Source organism: Pacificimonas pallii (assembly GCF_019204005.1).
In the GTDB taxonomy this organism is placed as follows: Bacteria; Pseudomonadota; Alphaproteobacteria; order Sphingomonadales; family Sphingomonadaceae; genus Pacificimonas; species Pacificimonas pallii.
This window is the reverse complement of record NZ_JAGSPA010000001.1, coordinates 998,148-1,012,325: the sequence shown is the minus strand read 5'-3', so window position 1 is coordinate 1,012,325 and position 14,178 is coordinate 998,148. Positions and strand designations below refer to the sequence as shown.

General features: G+C 63.3%; 16 protein-coding genes. 4 read left to right on the top strand and 12 right to left on the bottom strand.

All coding sequences use genetic code 11. From position 1 onward, the window contains the following. Window positions 1-10: 10 nt before the first annotated feature. From KCG44_RS04795 to KCG44_RS04770, 6 genes are all read right to left on the bottom strand, one after another. Window positions 11-187, bottom strand: a complete 177-nt coding sequence (locus KCG44_RS04795; RefSeq protein WP_218444544.1) for a YegP family protein — start codon at window positions 185-187, stop codon at window positions 11-13. Window positions 188-243: 56 nt separating this feature from the next. Next, entirely contained in the window at window positions 244-1,371 is a 1,128-nt protein-coding gene (gene ribB / locus KCG44_RS04790) for a 3,4-dihydroxy-2-butanone-4-phosphate synthase (RefSeq protein ID WP_218444677.1), read from the bottom strand. 211 nt (window positions 1,372-1,582) lie between these two features. After that, window positions 1,583-2,545: a PRC-barrel domain-containing protein gene (locus tag KCG44_RS04785; RefSeq protein ID WP_255536301.1), complete on the bottom strand. Its 963-nt coding sequence runs from the start codon at window positions 2,543-2,545 to the stop codon at window positions 1,583-1,585. 271 nt (window positions 2,546-2,816) lie between these two features. Next, a complete protein-coding gene (locus KCG44_RS04780) occupies window positions 2,817-4,004 on the bottom strand; it encodes an acetyl-CoA C-acyltransferase (protein WP_218444543.1) in 1,188 nt (395 codons plus the stop codon). 205 nt (window positions 4,005-4,209) lie between these two features. Next, on the bottom strand, window positions 4,210-4,998 hold the full coding sequence (locus KCG44_RS04775) for an enoyl-CoA hydratase-related protein (protein WP_218444673.1): 789 nt from the start codon (window positions 4,996-4,998) through the stop codon (window positions 4,210-4,212). Between the two features lie 158 nt (window positions 4,999-5,156). Next, window positions 5,157-5,753, bottom strand: a complete 597-nt coding sequence (locus tag KCG44_RS04770; RefSeq protein ID WP_218444541.1) for a hypothetical protein — start codon at window positions 5,751-5,753, stop codon at window positions 5,157-5,159. A gap of 100 nt (window positions 5,754-5,853) precedes the next feature. On the opposite strand from KCG44_RS04770, the gene KCG44_RS04765 reads away from it, so the two are divergent. Next, window positions 5,854-6,807 carry a metal-dependent hydrolase gene (locus KCG44_RS04765; RefSeq protein WP_218444540.1) on the top strand — a complete coding sequence of 318 codons (954 nt, stop codon included), beginning with the start codon at window positions 5,854-5,856 and terminating at the stop codon, window positions 6,805-6,807. Here KCG44_RS04765 and KCG44_RS04760 read toward each other — a convergent pair. The 6 genes from KCG44_RS04760 to alr are packed head-to-tail and all read right to left on the bottom strand — an operon-like array spanning window position 6,776 to window position 10,563. Continuing rightward, the gene (locus tag KCG44_RS04760; RefSeq protein WP_255536300.1) at window positions 6,776-7,135 is read right to left on the bottom strand and encodes a DUF423 domain-containing protein; all 360 of its coding nucleotides are present in this window, start codon (window positions 7,133-7,135) and stop codon (window positions 6,776-6,778) included. The two genes, KCG44_RS04765 and KCG44_RS04760, sit on opposite strands and share 32 nt — an antisense overlap. Further along, window positions 7,132-7,578 (bottom strand): iron-sulfur cluster assembly scaffold protein, encoded by a 447-nt coding sequence (locus KCG44_RS04755; protein ID WP_218444539.1) that lies wholly within the window; start codon window positions 7,576-7,578, stop codon window positions 7,132-7,134. Before KCG44_RS04755 ends, KCG44_RS04760 begins: the two co-directional genes overlap by 4 nt. A gap of 27 nt (window positions 7,579-7,605) precedes the next feature. Then, window positions 7,606-7,965: a VOC family protein gene (locus KCG44_RS04750; RefSeq protein ID WP_218444538.1), complete on the bottom strand. Its 360-nt coding sequence runs from the start codon at window positions 7,963-7,965 to the stop codon at window positions 7,606-7,608. Further along, complete coding sequence (locus KCG44_RS04745; protein ID WP_218444537.1) at window positions 7,962-8,729, bottom strand: ABC transporter ATP-binding protein; 768 nt, start codon at window positions 8,727-8,729, stop codon at window positions 7,962-7,964. The genes KCG44_RS04750 and KCG44_RS04745 overlap by 4 nt, the downstream gene beginning before the upstream one ends. After that, the gene (locus KCG44_RS04740; RefSeq protein WP_218444535.1) at window positions 8,726-9,511 is read right to left on the bottom strand and encodes an MlaE family ABC transporter permease; all 786 of its coding nucleotides are present in this window, start codon (window positions 9,509-9,511) and stop codon (window positions 8,726-8,728) included. The genes KCG44_RS04745 and KCG44_RS04740 overlap by 4 nt, the downstream gene beginning before the upstream one ends. Beyond that, window positions 9,508-10,563, bottom strand: coding sequence for an alanine racemase (alr, locus tag KCG44_RS04735; RefSeq protein WP_218444533.1), 1,056 nt, complete (start codon window positions 10,561-10,563; stop codon window positions 9,508-9,510). Before alr ends, KCG44_RS04740 begins: the two co-directional genes overlap by 4 nt. Before the next feature lie 333 nt (window positions 10,564-10,896). Between alr and KCG44_RS04730 the strand changes: the two genes are divergently transcribed. The 3 genes from KCG44_RS04730 (at window position 10,897) to radA (ending at window position 14,127) form a co-directional block, all read left to right on the top strand. Further along, complete coding sequence (locus KCG44_RS04730) at window positions 10,897-11,139, top strand: hypothetical protein (RefSeq protein ID WP_218444531.1); 243 nt, start codon at window positions 10,897-10,899, stop codon at window positions 11,137-11,139. Next, on the top strand, window positions 11,136-12,278 hold the full coding sequence (locus KCG44_RS04725) for a N(5)-(carboxyethyl)ornithine synthase (RefSeq protein WP_218444530.1): 1,143 nt from the start codon (window positions 11,136-11,138) through the stop codon (window positions 12,276-12,278). Before KCG44_RS04730 ends, KCG44_RS04725 begins: the two co-directional genes overlap by 4 nt. A 457-nt stretch (window positions 12,279-12,735) precedes the next feature. Next, window positions 12,736-14,127, top strand: coding sequence for a DNA repair protein RadA (gene radA / locus KCG44_RS04720; RefSeq protein ID WP_218444528.1), 1,392 nt, complete (start codon window positions 12,736-12,738; stop codon window positions 14,125-14,127). Window positions 14,128-14,178: the final 51 nt, after the last annotated feature.

The window sequence follows — 14,178 nt, the reverse complement described above, 5'->3', positions numbered from 1 at the left end:
CGGCGAACCGCTAATCGAGTTCTTCGGTCGGTGCGCCGTCAACGTGCTTCTGAATCGATTCGATCGCGCGCTTCGCACCGGAACGGGAAGAATAGCCTTCGGTGGAGAAGATGATTTCGCTATTATATTTGAAACGAACGCGATGCTCACCGGCTTTGTCGGTATAAATTTCAAACTTGTGCGCCATTTATCCTCGCTCCTTCGGTTGGTCCGCGGACAGTCTTAACGGCCCGAAACACCGAATCAACCGATCGGGCGCTGCTCGACGATGTTCAGGCCATATGCGCTCAGCCCGACCAGACTCTGCGGCGAATTCGTCAGCAGCACCATGTCATGCACGCCAAGCAGCGCCAGGATCTGCGCGCCGATACCGTAATCGCGAATTTCCATTTCACCGTCCTCGGTGACGGCCCGCTTGGGCCGGATCGCGCGCATGCTGGTTTCCACGGGGCTCGCGCCGGGCCGGTTGATAAGCACGACAGCGCCGGTCCCGGCCTCGGCGATCATTTTCATCGACGCCTGCAATTGGCCGGCACGGTCCGAGATATGCGCAAATGCATCGTCGAACAGGTTGAAATGATGCATGCGGATCAGCGGCGTAGCACCGTCAGCGGCGGGATCGCCCTTTACCAGCGCCAGCTTGTCGATGCCTGAAATCGTGTCCTGAAAGCGGATTGCGCGCCAGCGGCCGCCCCATTGGCTCTCAAACGCTTCCTCGGCCACCTGGCGGACAAAACTGTCATGCTTGCGGCGATAGGCGATCAGGTCGCGGATCGTCCCGACTTTCATATTGTGCAGTTGCGCGAAAGAGATCAGGTCGTCGAGGCGCGCCATCGTGCCGTCGTCTTTCATGATCTCGCAGATCACGCCTGCGGGGATCAGCCCGGCAAGCCGCGCAATATCGACGGCCGCCTCGGTATGCCCGGCCCTGACGAGGGTGCCGCCATCGCGTGCGGACAGCGGGAAGACATGTCCCGGCGACCCGATCGAATCGGCCTTGTTGCGCGGATCGATGGCGACAGAGATCGTGCGCGCGCGGTCATGCGCGCTGATGCCCGTCGTAATGCCCTCCTTTGCCTCGATGGAGACGGTGAAGGCCGTTTCCAGCGGAGTCTCGTTTCGCGGCGTCATCGCCGACAGCCCCAGTTCCTCGACCCGCTGCCGCGTCAGCGCCAGGCAGACGAGGCCCCGGCCGTTTTTCGCCATGAACGCAATCGCATCCGGGGTCGCCATTTGCGCGGGGATCACCAGGTCGCCCTCATTCTCACGGTCCTCATCATCGACCAGGATGAACATGCGTCCGTTGCGGGCCTCCTCGATGATCTCATCGACCGAGGCGAGCGCCGGATGCGCAGGCTGCGCGCCCGTCATGGCGGGCTTCAATTCGGACTGGATGTGGACGATTTTCGGATCGGGCATGATTCTGAACTCACTTTCTGCGCTTGCCTATAGCGCCGGGCGTGCGGCAGAGTCTCCCCACCTTGCCACTAGGGAGGGCGAAATGGCGCAGGAAAAGACGAAGATGTTCTGGCCGGAATGATCGCGCAAGCATGGCGCGACCTTTCCGGCTGAACATGAGTTCCTATTCGGGGCGGTAGAACACCAGCAGCTTCTGGCGATAGGCGGTGGAATCGAACTCCGGCGAATCGTCCTTTTCAAAGCGCGGGGCGCCTGACAGCTGCTCCTTCGTCACCGACAGACGATAGGCGTCCACGTCCACGTCATATTCCAGTACCGGCCATGGCAGCGGGAAATAGCTGGACCCGACACCCATGACGCCGCCGAACTGCAGCACGGCATAGGCGACGCGGCCGGTATATTTGTCCACCATGAAGCTCGTCACCTTGCCGACGGTTTCGCCGTCGACGCTGACGACCTTGGTACCGCCAACCTTGTCGCTGGCGATCAGGCGGACGGTTTCGTCGGTTTGCAGGCGCAGTTCAAAATCGTCGGCATCCCGCGAACGGCGCTTCCAGAATGGATCCTCGCCGGTTTCGTCGATGCGCTTCTTGTATTTCGCGCCCGCCGCGGCGGCGCCCGCGACGGCGGCGATGCCGAGCGCCGCGCCTGCGCCGATGCCGATCTTGTTCCAGTCCCAGCTACCGCCCGGGATGCGCTTCAGCTTCGCGCGGGTATATTTCTCGCCCAGCGTTTCGCCTTCCCCGTCATTCACCAGCGGGCGCGCCTTGCCGATCAGCACCTCGTGACGGCCGCAGAGCTTTTCGAGTTGCTGCGTCACGATTTCAAATTCCTTCGTCCATTCCGGGTCCTGCTTGCCGGCACGGTCGAGCGCGGATAGGTCCCGGCGCATCGCCTTGTGATGCTGTTCGACCTCGTGAACGGAGGCACTGGTGTCCGCCTGCTTTTCCAGCGGCGGCAGCACGACATCCTCGATCGCGGCGAGATGGCGGCGCAGTTTCGTGTCGAACACGTCATACTGATTGTCGCGGCTGGCGGGGCCATTGCCGCCGACCGCAGCCAGCACGTCCGCGCCCAGCGCCTTCAGTTCAGTGTGATCATTTGCAATTTGCGTCCAGATATCCATGGTTTCGGCCTCCTATTTGGGTTCAACGATCTTCGCCGAACCAACCGCGCGGGAGACAGTGAAGTTCCGCCCCAATCATGTAGATGTACGAACATGGCGCGAAGCGCGGTGGCGGATCATCGCCGCGCCCTGGTCATCGGGCCAGGAACGCCCTCTGAACGCCCAGCGCCTCAGACCCTGTAGGGGCGGCAGACCGGCATTGATATGACCGTATCGCCAAGGCCAGATCGCTCCTGCGATCCTGGCATCGCCAAAAGATCGCGCCGGTGACCTAGACCAGTTCCACCGCCATGGCCGTCGCCTCGCCGCCGCCGATGCAAAGGCTGGCAATGCCGCGCGTGCCGCCGCGATCCTTGAGCGCGTGGAGCAGCGTGACGAGGATGCGTGCGCCCGATGCGCCGATAGGATGGCCAAGCGCGCAGGCACCGCCGTTTACATTGACCTTTTTGTCATCCAGGCCAAGGTCGCGGATCGCGGCCATGGCGACCACGGCAAAGGCCTCGTTAACCTCCCACAGATCGACATCGCCGACCTGCCAGCCGATCTTCGCCAGCAGCTTTTCGCAAGCCGGGACCGGTGCCGTGGCGAACCATGCCGGCTCCTGCGCATGCGTGGCGTGACCGACGATGCGCGCAATCGGCGTCAGGCCGCGTTTCGCCGCTTCGCTTTCCCTCATCATGACGAGCGCGGCCGCCCCATCGGAGATCGACGAAGCGTTCGCCGCCGTCACCGTTCCGTCCTTGCGAAATGCCGCCTTTAAGGTCGGAATGCGGTCGGCGCGTGCGGCGCCCGGCTGTTCATCAACATCGACAACGCGCTCGCCTTTGCGCTCTTTCACTGTCACAGGCGTGACTTCGTCGGTGAACTTGCCGCCATTGATGGCCGCCAGCGCGCGTTCCAGTGAACGGATGGCGTAGGCGTCCTGCGCTTCGCGCGTGAACTGATATTTCTCGGCGCAGTCCTCGGCAAAGCTGCCCATCAGGCGGCCGGGCTCATAAGCGTCTTCCAGCCCGTCGAGGAACATGTGATCCTTCACTTCGCCGTGCCCCATGCGAAGGCCGCCCCGCGCCTTTGGCAGGATGTAGGGCGCATTCGTCATCGACTCCATGCCGCCAGCGATCATGATATCGGCGCTGCCCGCCAGGATCATGTCATGCGCGTCCATCGCGGCCTTCATCCCGCTACCGCACATCTTGTTGACCGTGGCCGCGCCGACACCAAGCGGTAGCCCCGCGCCGAGCAGCGCCTGCCGCGCCGGGGCCTGTCCCTGACCAGCGGGTAGCACACAGCCCATGACGCCCTGGTCGATATCATCGCCCGAAATGCCTGCCTGTTCGACGGCCGCGGCGATCGCGGCGCTGCCCAGCTGGCTGGCGCTGGCACCGGAAAGGGCGCCCTGGAAACCGCCCATGGGGGTGCGCTGCGCGGCAATGATGACGACGGGGTCGGTGGTAGCCATGGGACGGATCTCCTCTTGTGTCAGGGCGTCAACTGGCGAAAGACGCGGCGCGTTTCAAGCGCGCTGGTGGTTTGTGATATTCACATAGCAGCGATGCGGATCTACCAGATGCAGCAACCCCAATCCCGATCATCCTGAGCGCGGTCGAAGGACGCGGCCAGGCTGCTGCAATATCATGGCGCGTCCGTCGGCCGCACTCAGCCCACTACTGCCCTTTGAATGCTGCCTTGCGCTTGCCCAGAAAGGCCGCAACACCCTCCATGAAGTCGGACGTACGGCCGGCGATCAGCTGGTTGCGGCGCTCTGTCTTCAGCGCGTCGGACAGGCCCTGCTCCATGCAATCGCGAACGCCCTGCCGGATCAGCGCGTAGGACCGCGTCGGGCCGCTGGCGAAGCGCGCGGCCAGCGCATTTGCTTCATCCATCAGGCTACCCGCAGGTACGCGCTTGTGGATCATCCCCCATTCCAGCGCCTTTTCAGACGGGATCTTTTCACCCAGCATCATCATTTCCAGCGCACGGGCACGGCCGATGACGCGCGGCAGCAGCCATGTCGAACCGACGTCCGGCACCAGCCCGATATTGACAAATGCCTGCAGGAAATAGGCCTCGTCCGCGGCGATGACAAAATCTCCGAATAGCGCGAGCGAACAGCCCGCGCCCGCAGCCGGACCATTGACCGCCGTGATGATCGGTACGTTCAGCGACATCATGTTTTCCAGCAGCGGATTGTAATGCGTTTCCAGAATCCTGCCCGCATCGATCGGTCCACCGCCGCCGCCACCTGTGGCTGAAAGATCGGCACCTGAGGAGAAGCCCCGCCCCGCACCCGTCAGGATGACCGCGCGCGCGCTGACATCGTCGCGGATCTTGTGAACGGCATGCAGCAATTCCTCGATCGTCCTGGTGTCGAGGCCGTTCAGCTTCTCGGGACGATTGATGGTCAGGGTAACGACGCCGCCGTCCTGCGCATAAATGATGTTCTGATAATCCATGGCCGCCTCTTTCCGCGCGAGATTGGAAATATATGGCAGGACCATAGGGGGCATAGCCGCATTCGCCCGCTCACGAAAGCGGCAGGGCAGGGCAGGGCAGGAGGAGGGGGGCGCCGCCAACGGCATCAGGAAAGAGCGATTACCCCTTACCCGCCGTCCTATACATCATCCGCTTCGCCAGCCTTCGCACGCTGGCTCAGCCATAACGGGTAGCCACCGACCAGGTCCGGGCCCACCATATCCTGCGGCCATGGGCCAAATAACGTCACCGCCGCCTGCAGCAGGCCGGAAACATTATCGTCCCCAAAGGCCTCAAGACAGGCTGTCGTCCAGCGTTCGCCGTCAATATCGATATCGGCAATCTCAACCGCGACTCCCGCTTCGACATCGTCCTCCGATGATTCTTCGCGCCAGCCGCCATCTTCAAAGGCCAGGATGCGTCTCCGCCGCTGCTTGCCGACGGCCAAGGTATTTTCGTCGGTCAGCGGCAGGGCGACGCCATCCGCTTTCACCCACAGTTCGGCCTGGCCGTCCATGGCCGCGGGCAGGGAGATGTCGGGAAGGCCGCACAGCATCTTGACTTCGACGGTCCCGCCCGCGCGGCGCTTGATACCGATATCGGTCTGGCTGGCGTCCGCCAGATACAGGTCGGTGCGGAAATCCTTCAGCGGCGCAACCCCCTTTAGGACCCAATCTTCCAGTGCGGCGGGCGCATCGCCCCGCCACCACCATCGGATTTCACCTGTTTGCCACATTGCGGCGCCCTTTTGCATTCGATTTAAAGCCGTTCTACGCGGTAATGCCGACAACACAAATTTATGGTTAATAGCCGAAACGAAAAGGGCCTCTCCTTTCATGGACAATCTAGCGCACACCCTTGCCGGGGCCGTTCTTGGGGAGGCGGGCCTGAAGGAGAAGACCGGCCTGGGCATGGCGACCCTGATGATCGCCGCCAATATCCCGGATATCGACGTCATCGCGCTTCTGTTTGATGAGAATCTGGCGTTCCGGCGCGGGATCACACATGGTCCGGTCGCGCTGATCCTGCTGCCGGTCGTCCTGACCGCGATCATGATCTGGTTCGACAAATGGCAGGACAGGCGCGGCAAGCGGCCCGCGAAGCGTATCCCCGTGCATGCCGGGTGGTTGCTCGCACTCGCTTATATCGGAACGCTGTCGCACCCGGTCCTGGACTGGCTCAACGTCTATGGCATCCGCTGCCTGGCGCCATTCAGCGACCGCTGGTTCTACGGCGATACGCTGTTCATCATCGATGTCTGGCTGTGGACCGTCCTGGCTGTCGGCGTCTGGCTGGCCCGTCGCCGCCGAAAGCGGGGCCATGCCGCGCCGCGCATCCCGGCGATCACCGCCATCATCGCGCTTGCCGCCTATGTCGGCGCCATGAACATGGCCAGCAACGTGGCAGAGGCCGAAACGCGCGAGGCCGTGATCGCAGCAGGCTATGGCACGCCCGACATGGTGGTCGCCAGCCCGCCGCCAATCAATCCGTTTCACCGCGACATGATCTACCGCGTCGATGCCCGGATCGGCGACGGCACCGCGACCTTCGCTCCCGCCATGACGGTCACGCTGGGCGCACCGCCCTTTGCCGATAATATGGATGCGCCCGAAATCGCGCGGGCCAGGGCGGCATCGAAGGACGTCGCCGATTTCCTGTTCTGGGCGCGGCTGCCCTATGCGAAGATCGATCGGACCGTCACCGGCACACGCGTGACCGTTACCGATGCGCGCTATGACGAGACGCCTGGCGGCACATTTACCGTGGAGGCGAATTTGCCGACCGAGTGAAGCCCATTATGGCAAATAATGCCCAGCCGAGCATCATGATGACGCCGCCGGTGGGCGCTGTCGGCCCAAGTGAAAAACCGCCGAGGCCGCTTGCGTAAAGCGCGCCCGCGAAGAGCAGCGCTCCGACGATGAACAGGGCCGCCGTCACATATGCCGCGCGCCCTTCAAGCAATGCAAGCGCCGCCAGAGCCGCCAGCGCATGCAGACTTTGCATTGTGGCCGCCGTCGATACGGATGCCGCGACGTCGCCGTGGGCACCGATCGCCGCACCCGCGACACCCGCCAGTCCGTGCAGCGCAGCAAGCGCGATGAGCGCCGCGCGCATCATATCGCCCCGGTTTCCGCCGCCGTCGCCTCGGCCGCCGCCTCCGCAGCGGCATCCCAGGCCAGCAGGATCGAGGCATGCCGCGCCTTGTGCGCCCGCGCCGGGGCGAATATGTCGAAATCGTCCCAACCCGCGGGCGGTGCCCCGGCCGCGCCTGACAAAAACGCCCTCAGTCCATCACGCGCAGCGCGCAGCGCAGCGATATCGCAGCCAATAACGCCCCGGCCCAGGATCGCGGCGGACGCCTGCCCCAGTGCGCACGCGCGTACTTCCTGTCCGATGCGCGCAACGCGCCCGTCCGCGTCCATGTCGAGGTCGATGGTCACCCGGCTGCCGCAAATGGGTGACACCTTGCGGACAGACGCCTGTGCGGCGTCCAGCCTCCGCTCATGCGGGATGGAGGCCGCCAGGCGCAGGATACGGGTATTGTAAAGCTGTTCGGACATGCTGCGGCGAATATAGGAAGCGCGGCCTCAGCCTGCCATCAGTTCAATCCGGTTGCCGAACGGATCGAAGGTGAAGGCACGGCGGCGGCCCGGCAGGCGATCATCGAACTTCGCCTCGAACCCGCGGGCCACCAGACGCGCGGCGAGGGCGTCCAGATCAGACACGATCATCGCGGGATGCGCCTTTCGGGCGGCACGAAAGTCCGGGTCCACCCCAAGATGGATGTGCGCGGTCCCGCCGCGAAACCAGCAGCCTCCGCCTGCCTTCAGCGCATCCGGCTTTTCCTCCTCAGCCAGTCCCAGCGCGCCGACATAAAATGCGCGCGCCTCTTCCTCTCCGCCCTGCGGCATGGCAAGCTGTACATGGTCCAGCCCGGCAACACTCACGATGCGCGGCCGTGTACGAACCCGTCCACCAGTTCATTGCCGCTCCTGTCCAGCTGATCGACGGGTCCCGTCCAGACGATCCGCCCCTCGTGAAGCATGGCCACCTTGTCGCCGATGATCTTCGCGCTCGCCATGTCGTGTGTGATCGTCACGGCGGTGCAGCCAAGATCCGTCGTCAGGCCGCGGATCAGATGGTTGATCTTGTTCGCGCGAATGGGGTCCAGGCCGGTCGTCGGCTCGTCAAAGAAGATCAGGTCCGGCCCTGCGGCGATGGCGCGGGCCAGCGCGACGCGCTTCTGCATGCCGCCCGAAATCTCCGACGGGCGCAGATCGGCGACGCGTTCTTCGAGGCCCACCTTCTCCAGCATCTCGACCGCCAGTGCACGCATTTCCCTCGACTGCCGGGCGCGGCCCTGTGTCAGCGCGAAGGTCACGTTGCGCCAGACGTTCATGGAATCGAACAGCGCGCCGCCCTGGAACAGCATGCCGATACGGTTCCGCACCTCTTCTCTTGCATCGCCGCCCGCTTCGCTCATATCGACGCCGTCGATCAGGATGGTTCCGGTATCAAGCGGGATAAGACCCAATATGCACTTGAGGAGAACGGACTTGCCGGCGCCCGATCCGCCGATGATGACCAGCGATTCGCCCGGCAACGCGCCGATATTCACGCCGTCCAGAACGATCTTGTCGCCAAAGCTCTTGCGCAGTCCGGCAATCTCCAGCGCGGCACCCCTGCGCGGCTTGTCGGGCGCGGCGCTCATCCGAAGACGATCACGGTGATGATCAGATTGGCAAGCAGGATCATCAGGAACGCGCTGACCACGGCATTCGTCGTCGCGCGCCCGACCCCCGCCGCGCCGCCGCCGGCATAATAGCCGTGATAGCAGCCCATTAGCGACAGCAGGAAACCGAACACCGCCGCCTTCACCATCGAAGAGATGATGTCATCGACCTCGAGAAAGGCGCGCGTGGTTTCCAGGTAGCTCGCACTGTTGAAGCCCAGCCGGTAGACCGAAATCAGATAGCCGCCCATCACGCCGATCGCATTGGCGACCAGCACCAGGATCGGCATCACGACGGTCCCGGCGATGACACGCGGCGCGATCAGGAACTGGAACGGATCCGTCCGCAGCGTCGATAGCGCGTCGATCTGCTCGGTCACCCGCATCGTGCCAAGTTCGGCCGCCATCGCCGACGACACGCGCCCCGCCACCATCAGACCGCCCAGCACGGGCGCAAGTTCGCGCACAACGGCGATGACGGTCACGGCAGGCACGGTGCTTTCGGCGTTGAAGCGGCTGCCGCCGACAAATATCTGCTGTGCCAGCGCGGCGCCGGTGAACAGCGCCGTCAGGCCCACGACCGGCAGGCTGAAATAGCCGATGACCAGCAACTGCTCAAGAAAGCGGAGCGGGTAATAAGGCGGCGTCAGCGCGCCCCAGACCGCACGCCCGGCAAAAATCGCGGACCGGCCAATCGCCGCGAACAGTCCAATGGCGGCGGCGCCCGGTCGGGCAAGGAAAGGAATCAGGCGATCTGTCATATGTAGCGTCGCTGATAGCGGTGCCCGAGCGATATCAGCAACTCATATTGCGACAGGCCGGACTGGCGCGCCGCCACGGGCAGGTCGAATTCCACCTCCAGCCAGTCGCCTTCACGCGCCGTTTGGGGTTCCGGATCGCTTCCCAGGTCGACTGCGATCAGGTCCATCGACACGCGCCCGGCGACAGGCCGCGATGCGCCGTTCACCTTCACCCGGCCTGCGTTCGAAAAGCCGCGCAGATAGCCGTCCGCATAGCCAAGGTTCAGGATCGCGACCCGCGTGTCCGCCGCCGCCGTCCATGTCCCGCCATACCCCACCGTGTCGCCCGCCGGCACTTCACGCACCAGCACAATTTCCGCATATGGCCGCACGACCTGTGCCGGCACGCCCGCCGCCACCGGGTGCGGCACGCCGCCATAAAGCCCCAGGCCCGGCCGCGTCAGGTCGAAGGCATAGTCCGTCCCCAGGCACACGCCGCCCGATCCCGCCAGCGATGCCTCGACCGCATGCCCCGCATCCCGAACCGCGCGGACAATCTCCTGAAACCGCCCCAGCTGTTCGCCGTTCATGGCCGCGCCGGGATCGTCCGCGCAGGCCAGATGTGAATGCAGGATGCCGACATTCAGCCCGTCCAGCATCCCGGTTTCGAACCCGCGCCAGTCCAGCCCCAGCCGGTTCATGCCGGTATCCACCATCACATCGCACCGCGCCCCGTTGCCGATCCGGCGCCAGCGCGCGATCTGCGCCGCCGAATTCAGCACGGGCACGACCCCCGGCAGAGGCGTTTCGCCCTCCCGAATGCCGTGCAGCGCCGACAGCGTCACGCCCTCCGCCAGCGGCAACAGCAACGCCGCCTCCGCATTCGTCGTGACAAAGAAATCCCGGGCCCCCGCCCCCGCGAGCGCAGTCATCACCGCATCCGCGCCCAGCCCATAGCCATCCGCCTTGATCGCCGCCCCGGTACGCGCACCGCCGGACCGCCCCTGAAACCAGCGCCAGTTCGCCGTCAGCGCGGCCAGATCAATGTCGAGACGAAGGGGGGAGTTCACCATGTGCGGGTTATGCGGTGCGGGGATGGGGTGCAACTATTGTCAGAGCGGGTGTCGGCTGCCGACCTCATAATGCGTCATTCAGGTGCGGGCCCGAATCCACAAAGCAATTCGACTTGGCTTTTGGTTCGTCAGACGCTTGGCTCCGCACGCACGACGAACAGATTTAGGCAGCCTGGCGGTCGCACCGTGAAGCGCCGCCAGCATATATTGCCGGGCTTCGAACTTACAATTCGCCGCGCAATACCTACATCTAGGTCATCCCGGCCGGTTTCGAGTAAGCTATTCCGAGACTGAGAGACCCGTAGTGCTCCCGCTTACGAAAGGAGCCGACGCATGGATCTCAATCGCCTTTACTTCAAACACCAGCTTTCGATGATGCTGGTGTCCTCTGCTGAAGACACTCCCGACCGGACCTACCATCAGACCAACGCGAATGGCTTCGCCCGGCGCATAGCACGTTTCCAGCGGGGCTGCGGGGCCAGTGCCGCGGCTGCCTGGAACTCAGGCGGTGTTACTCCGGTCGCCGCTGTTCGCAAAACGGAAGTCATGCCGAGCACAAGGACCGGAAACACATGAGCACATTATCCTTAGGTGTCGTGGGCACCTCGAAGAAGTCGAACGAGCGCCGCGTTCCCTTGCATCCAGAGCATCTGCCTCGGTTGCCCGAGGCTGTTCGCCGCCAGCTGGTCTTTGAAGAAGGTTATGGCGAGCCCTTTGGAATGTCGGACCCAGAGATTGCAGCAATGGCGGGCGGCGTCTCTTCAAGAGCGAATATATTGGCCACCTCCGATGTGGCGATCATTGCAAAACCCATTCTTGAAGATTTGCAGGAGCTTAAAGAAGGCGGGGTCTTATGGGGTTATCCCCACTGCGTGCAACAGCGCGCCATCACTCAAACCGCGATTGATCGCAAACAGACGCTCATTGCCTTTGAAGACATGTTTGTTTGGGGTCCGAACGGCGTGATTGGACGCCACACTTTTTACAAGAATAACGAACTGGCTGGGTATTGCGCGGTTCTGCATGCGTTACAGCTCAAGGGTATCGATGGCCACTATGGCAACCAGCGCAAGGTGCTTATCCTTGGTTTTGGAGCTGTCAGCCGGGGGGCCATTTACGCTCTCAAGGCGCACGGATTTCGAGACATTACGATCTGCATCCAGCGTCCCGACCACGAAGTGCGCGAAGAGGTGCTTGATTGTCATTATATTCGGCTGGTCAAAGGCGGTGAAGGCCAGCCGCGCATGACGGTGATCGAACATGACGGGCGCGAGCATCCACTTGGTAAATTGATCAGCGAAACGGATATCATCATCAACGGAACTCTTCAGGCAACCGACGATCCGTTTGATTTTGTTATCGAAGAAGAAGCATCTTGCCTCAAGCCAAAGAGCCTGATCATCGATGTCAGCTGCGACGAAGGCATGGGCTTCTATTTCGCCAAACCCACCACGTTCGATGATCCCATGTTCAAAGTGGGAACGGTCGATTATTACGCTGTGGATCATACGCCGAGCTATCTTTGGGAAAGCGCTTCGCGGGCTATCTCGGCAGCGCTTATCGTCTATCTGCCCATCGTGGCTAAAGGCCGCGCAAGTTGGCGGGGCAATGAGACCATTCGCAGGGCAGTGAACATTGATGGCGGCATTGTTCAGATGCCCAAGATTTTGTCGTTTCAAAACCGCCAGTCGGACTATCCTCACGCCTCCGTTTAAGGCGGCTGAGCAACTGACCTCGTTGCTGCTCTAAGGTGGCTCTCGGATAGCGAACGATCATTCCAAGAACATGCGCGCCCACCGCGTCCGCTTCCCACCCCAATAAGCGACGCAGCAAGTTCGCTCCTCAGGCTTGCGAAATAGGAATTTCTCTGTCTCTTATCTTTGCCTTTCCGAATTTAGACAGAGGGGCATCCCGCGTGACCGACGTTCCGAATTTGACGATGAGCCGGACAGTGTTTCCGGATGCGTCCCAATCCCGATCCGCGCAGGACAGAGGGGCGCACGTCCGCACGCGCGTGTCGGGTGTGATTTCGCTGTGACGTTCAGCTGAATCGCAAAGTGACACCCGCCCAGATCACTATGGGGGCCAACACGCAATGCGCGTGTGAACCTGTCACCCTGCACGTCCGAAACACCCTTCCTGTACGCCTTTTGTTCTGATAGGTGCGTGCTCATGGCAAAACCGCAGAAACGCTTTTCCTGTCAGGCCTGTGGCTCGGTGCAGCCGAAATGGCAGGGACAGTGCCCGGATTGTGCGGAGTGGAATTCGCTGGTCGAGGATGCCTCGGCGGTGGTGACGCCGTTCAGCGCCAAACATTCCCTGCGCGGCGGCGGTACGCGGATTGCGCTCGAAACGCTCGACGCCGACACGCCGCTGCCGCCGCGCACGGGCACCGGCATATCGGAGCTGGACCGGACGCTTGGCGGCGGCATTGTGCCGGGGTCGGCCATCCTGATCGGCGGCGATCCCGGCATCGGCAAATCGACGCTGCTGTTGCAGGTCGCCGGACGGCTGGCGAAGGGCGGGACGGACGAGAAGGCCCGGCGCGTCGTCTATATCTCCGGTGAGGAGGCGGCGGATCAGGTGCGGCTGCGCGCGCGCAGGCTGGGTCTTGGCGATGCGCCGGTCGAACTCGCCAGCGCCACATCGGTTCGCGATATCCTGACGACGCTGACGGACGGTCCGCCACCCGCGCTCCTCGTCATCGATTCCATCCAGACCATGCATTCCGATGTGCTGGAGGGCGCGCCCGGCACCGTCAGCCAGGTGCGCGCCGCGGCGCAGGAACTCATCCGCTTCGCCAAGCAGACCGGGACGGCGGTGGTGCTGGTCGGGCACGTCACCAAGGACGGCAATATCGCCGGGCCGCGCGTCCTTGAGCATATGGTCGACACGGTGCTTTATTTCGAGGGCGAGCGCTCGCACCAGTATCGCATCCTGCGCGCGGTCAAGAACCGCTTCGGCGGCACCGACGAGATCGGCGTCTTCGCCATGCAGGCCGAGGGGCTGGCCGAGGTGAAGAACCCGTCCAGCCTGTTCCTGACACAGCGCGAACGCCCCGTCGCGGGCAGCGTCGTCTTCCCCGCGCTGGAGGGCACGCGGCCCGTCATGGTCGAAATCCAGGCGCTCGTCGTCCGGCTCGCGTCCGGCGCGACGCCGCGCCGTGCCGTGGTGGGCTGGGATTCCGGGCGGCTCGCGATGATCCTCGCCGTGCTGGAGGCGCGTTGCGGCATGAGTTTTTCCAACGCCGAGGTTTACCTCAACATCGCGGGCGGCCTGCGCGTTTCCGATCCCGCCGCCGATGTCGCCGTTGCCGCCGCCCTTGTCAGCGCGCTTACAGAAAGGCCCGTGCCACTGGAAACCGTCGCGCTCGGCGAACTGTCGCTGTCTGGCGAATTGCGACCCGCCGCGCATTTGGCGCTGCGCCTGAAAGAGGCGCAGAAGCTGGGTTTTGAAAGCGCCCTGACCCCGCGCGCGGCGCAGGATGCGGTGCCGAAGGGTATGAAGGGCGCGGGCTTTTCCCACCTGCCCGACCTTGTCGCCCATCTGGCGGGAGGGGCGTGACACTTATTGTCATCAGTGCCAATAACAGCTAGGGTGGCGGGGGTGAAATCG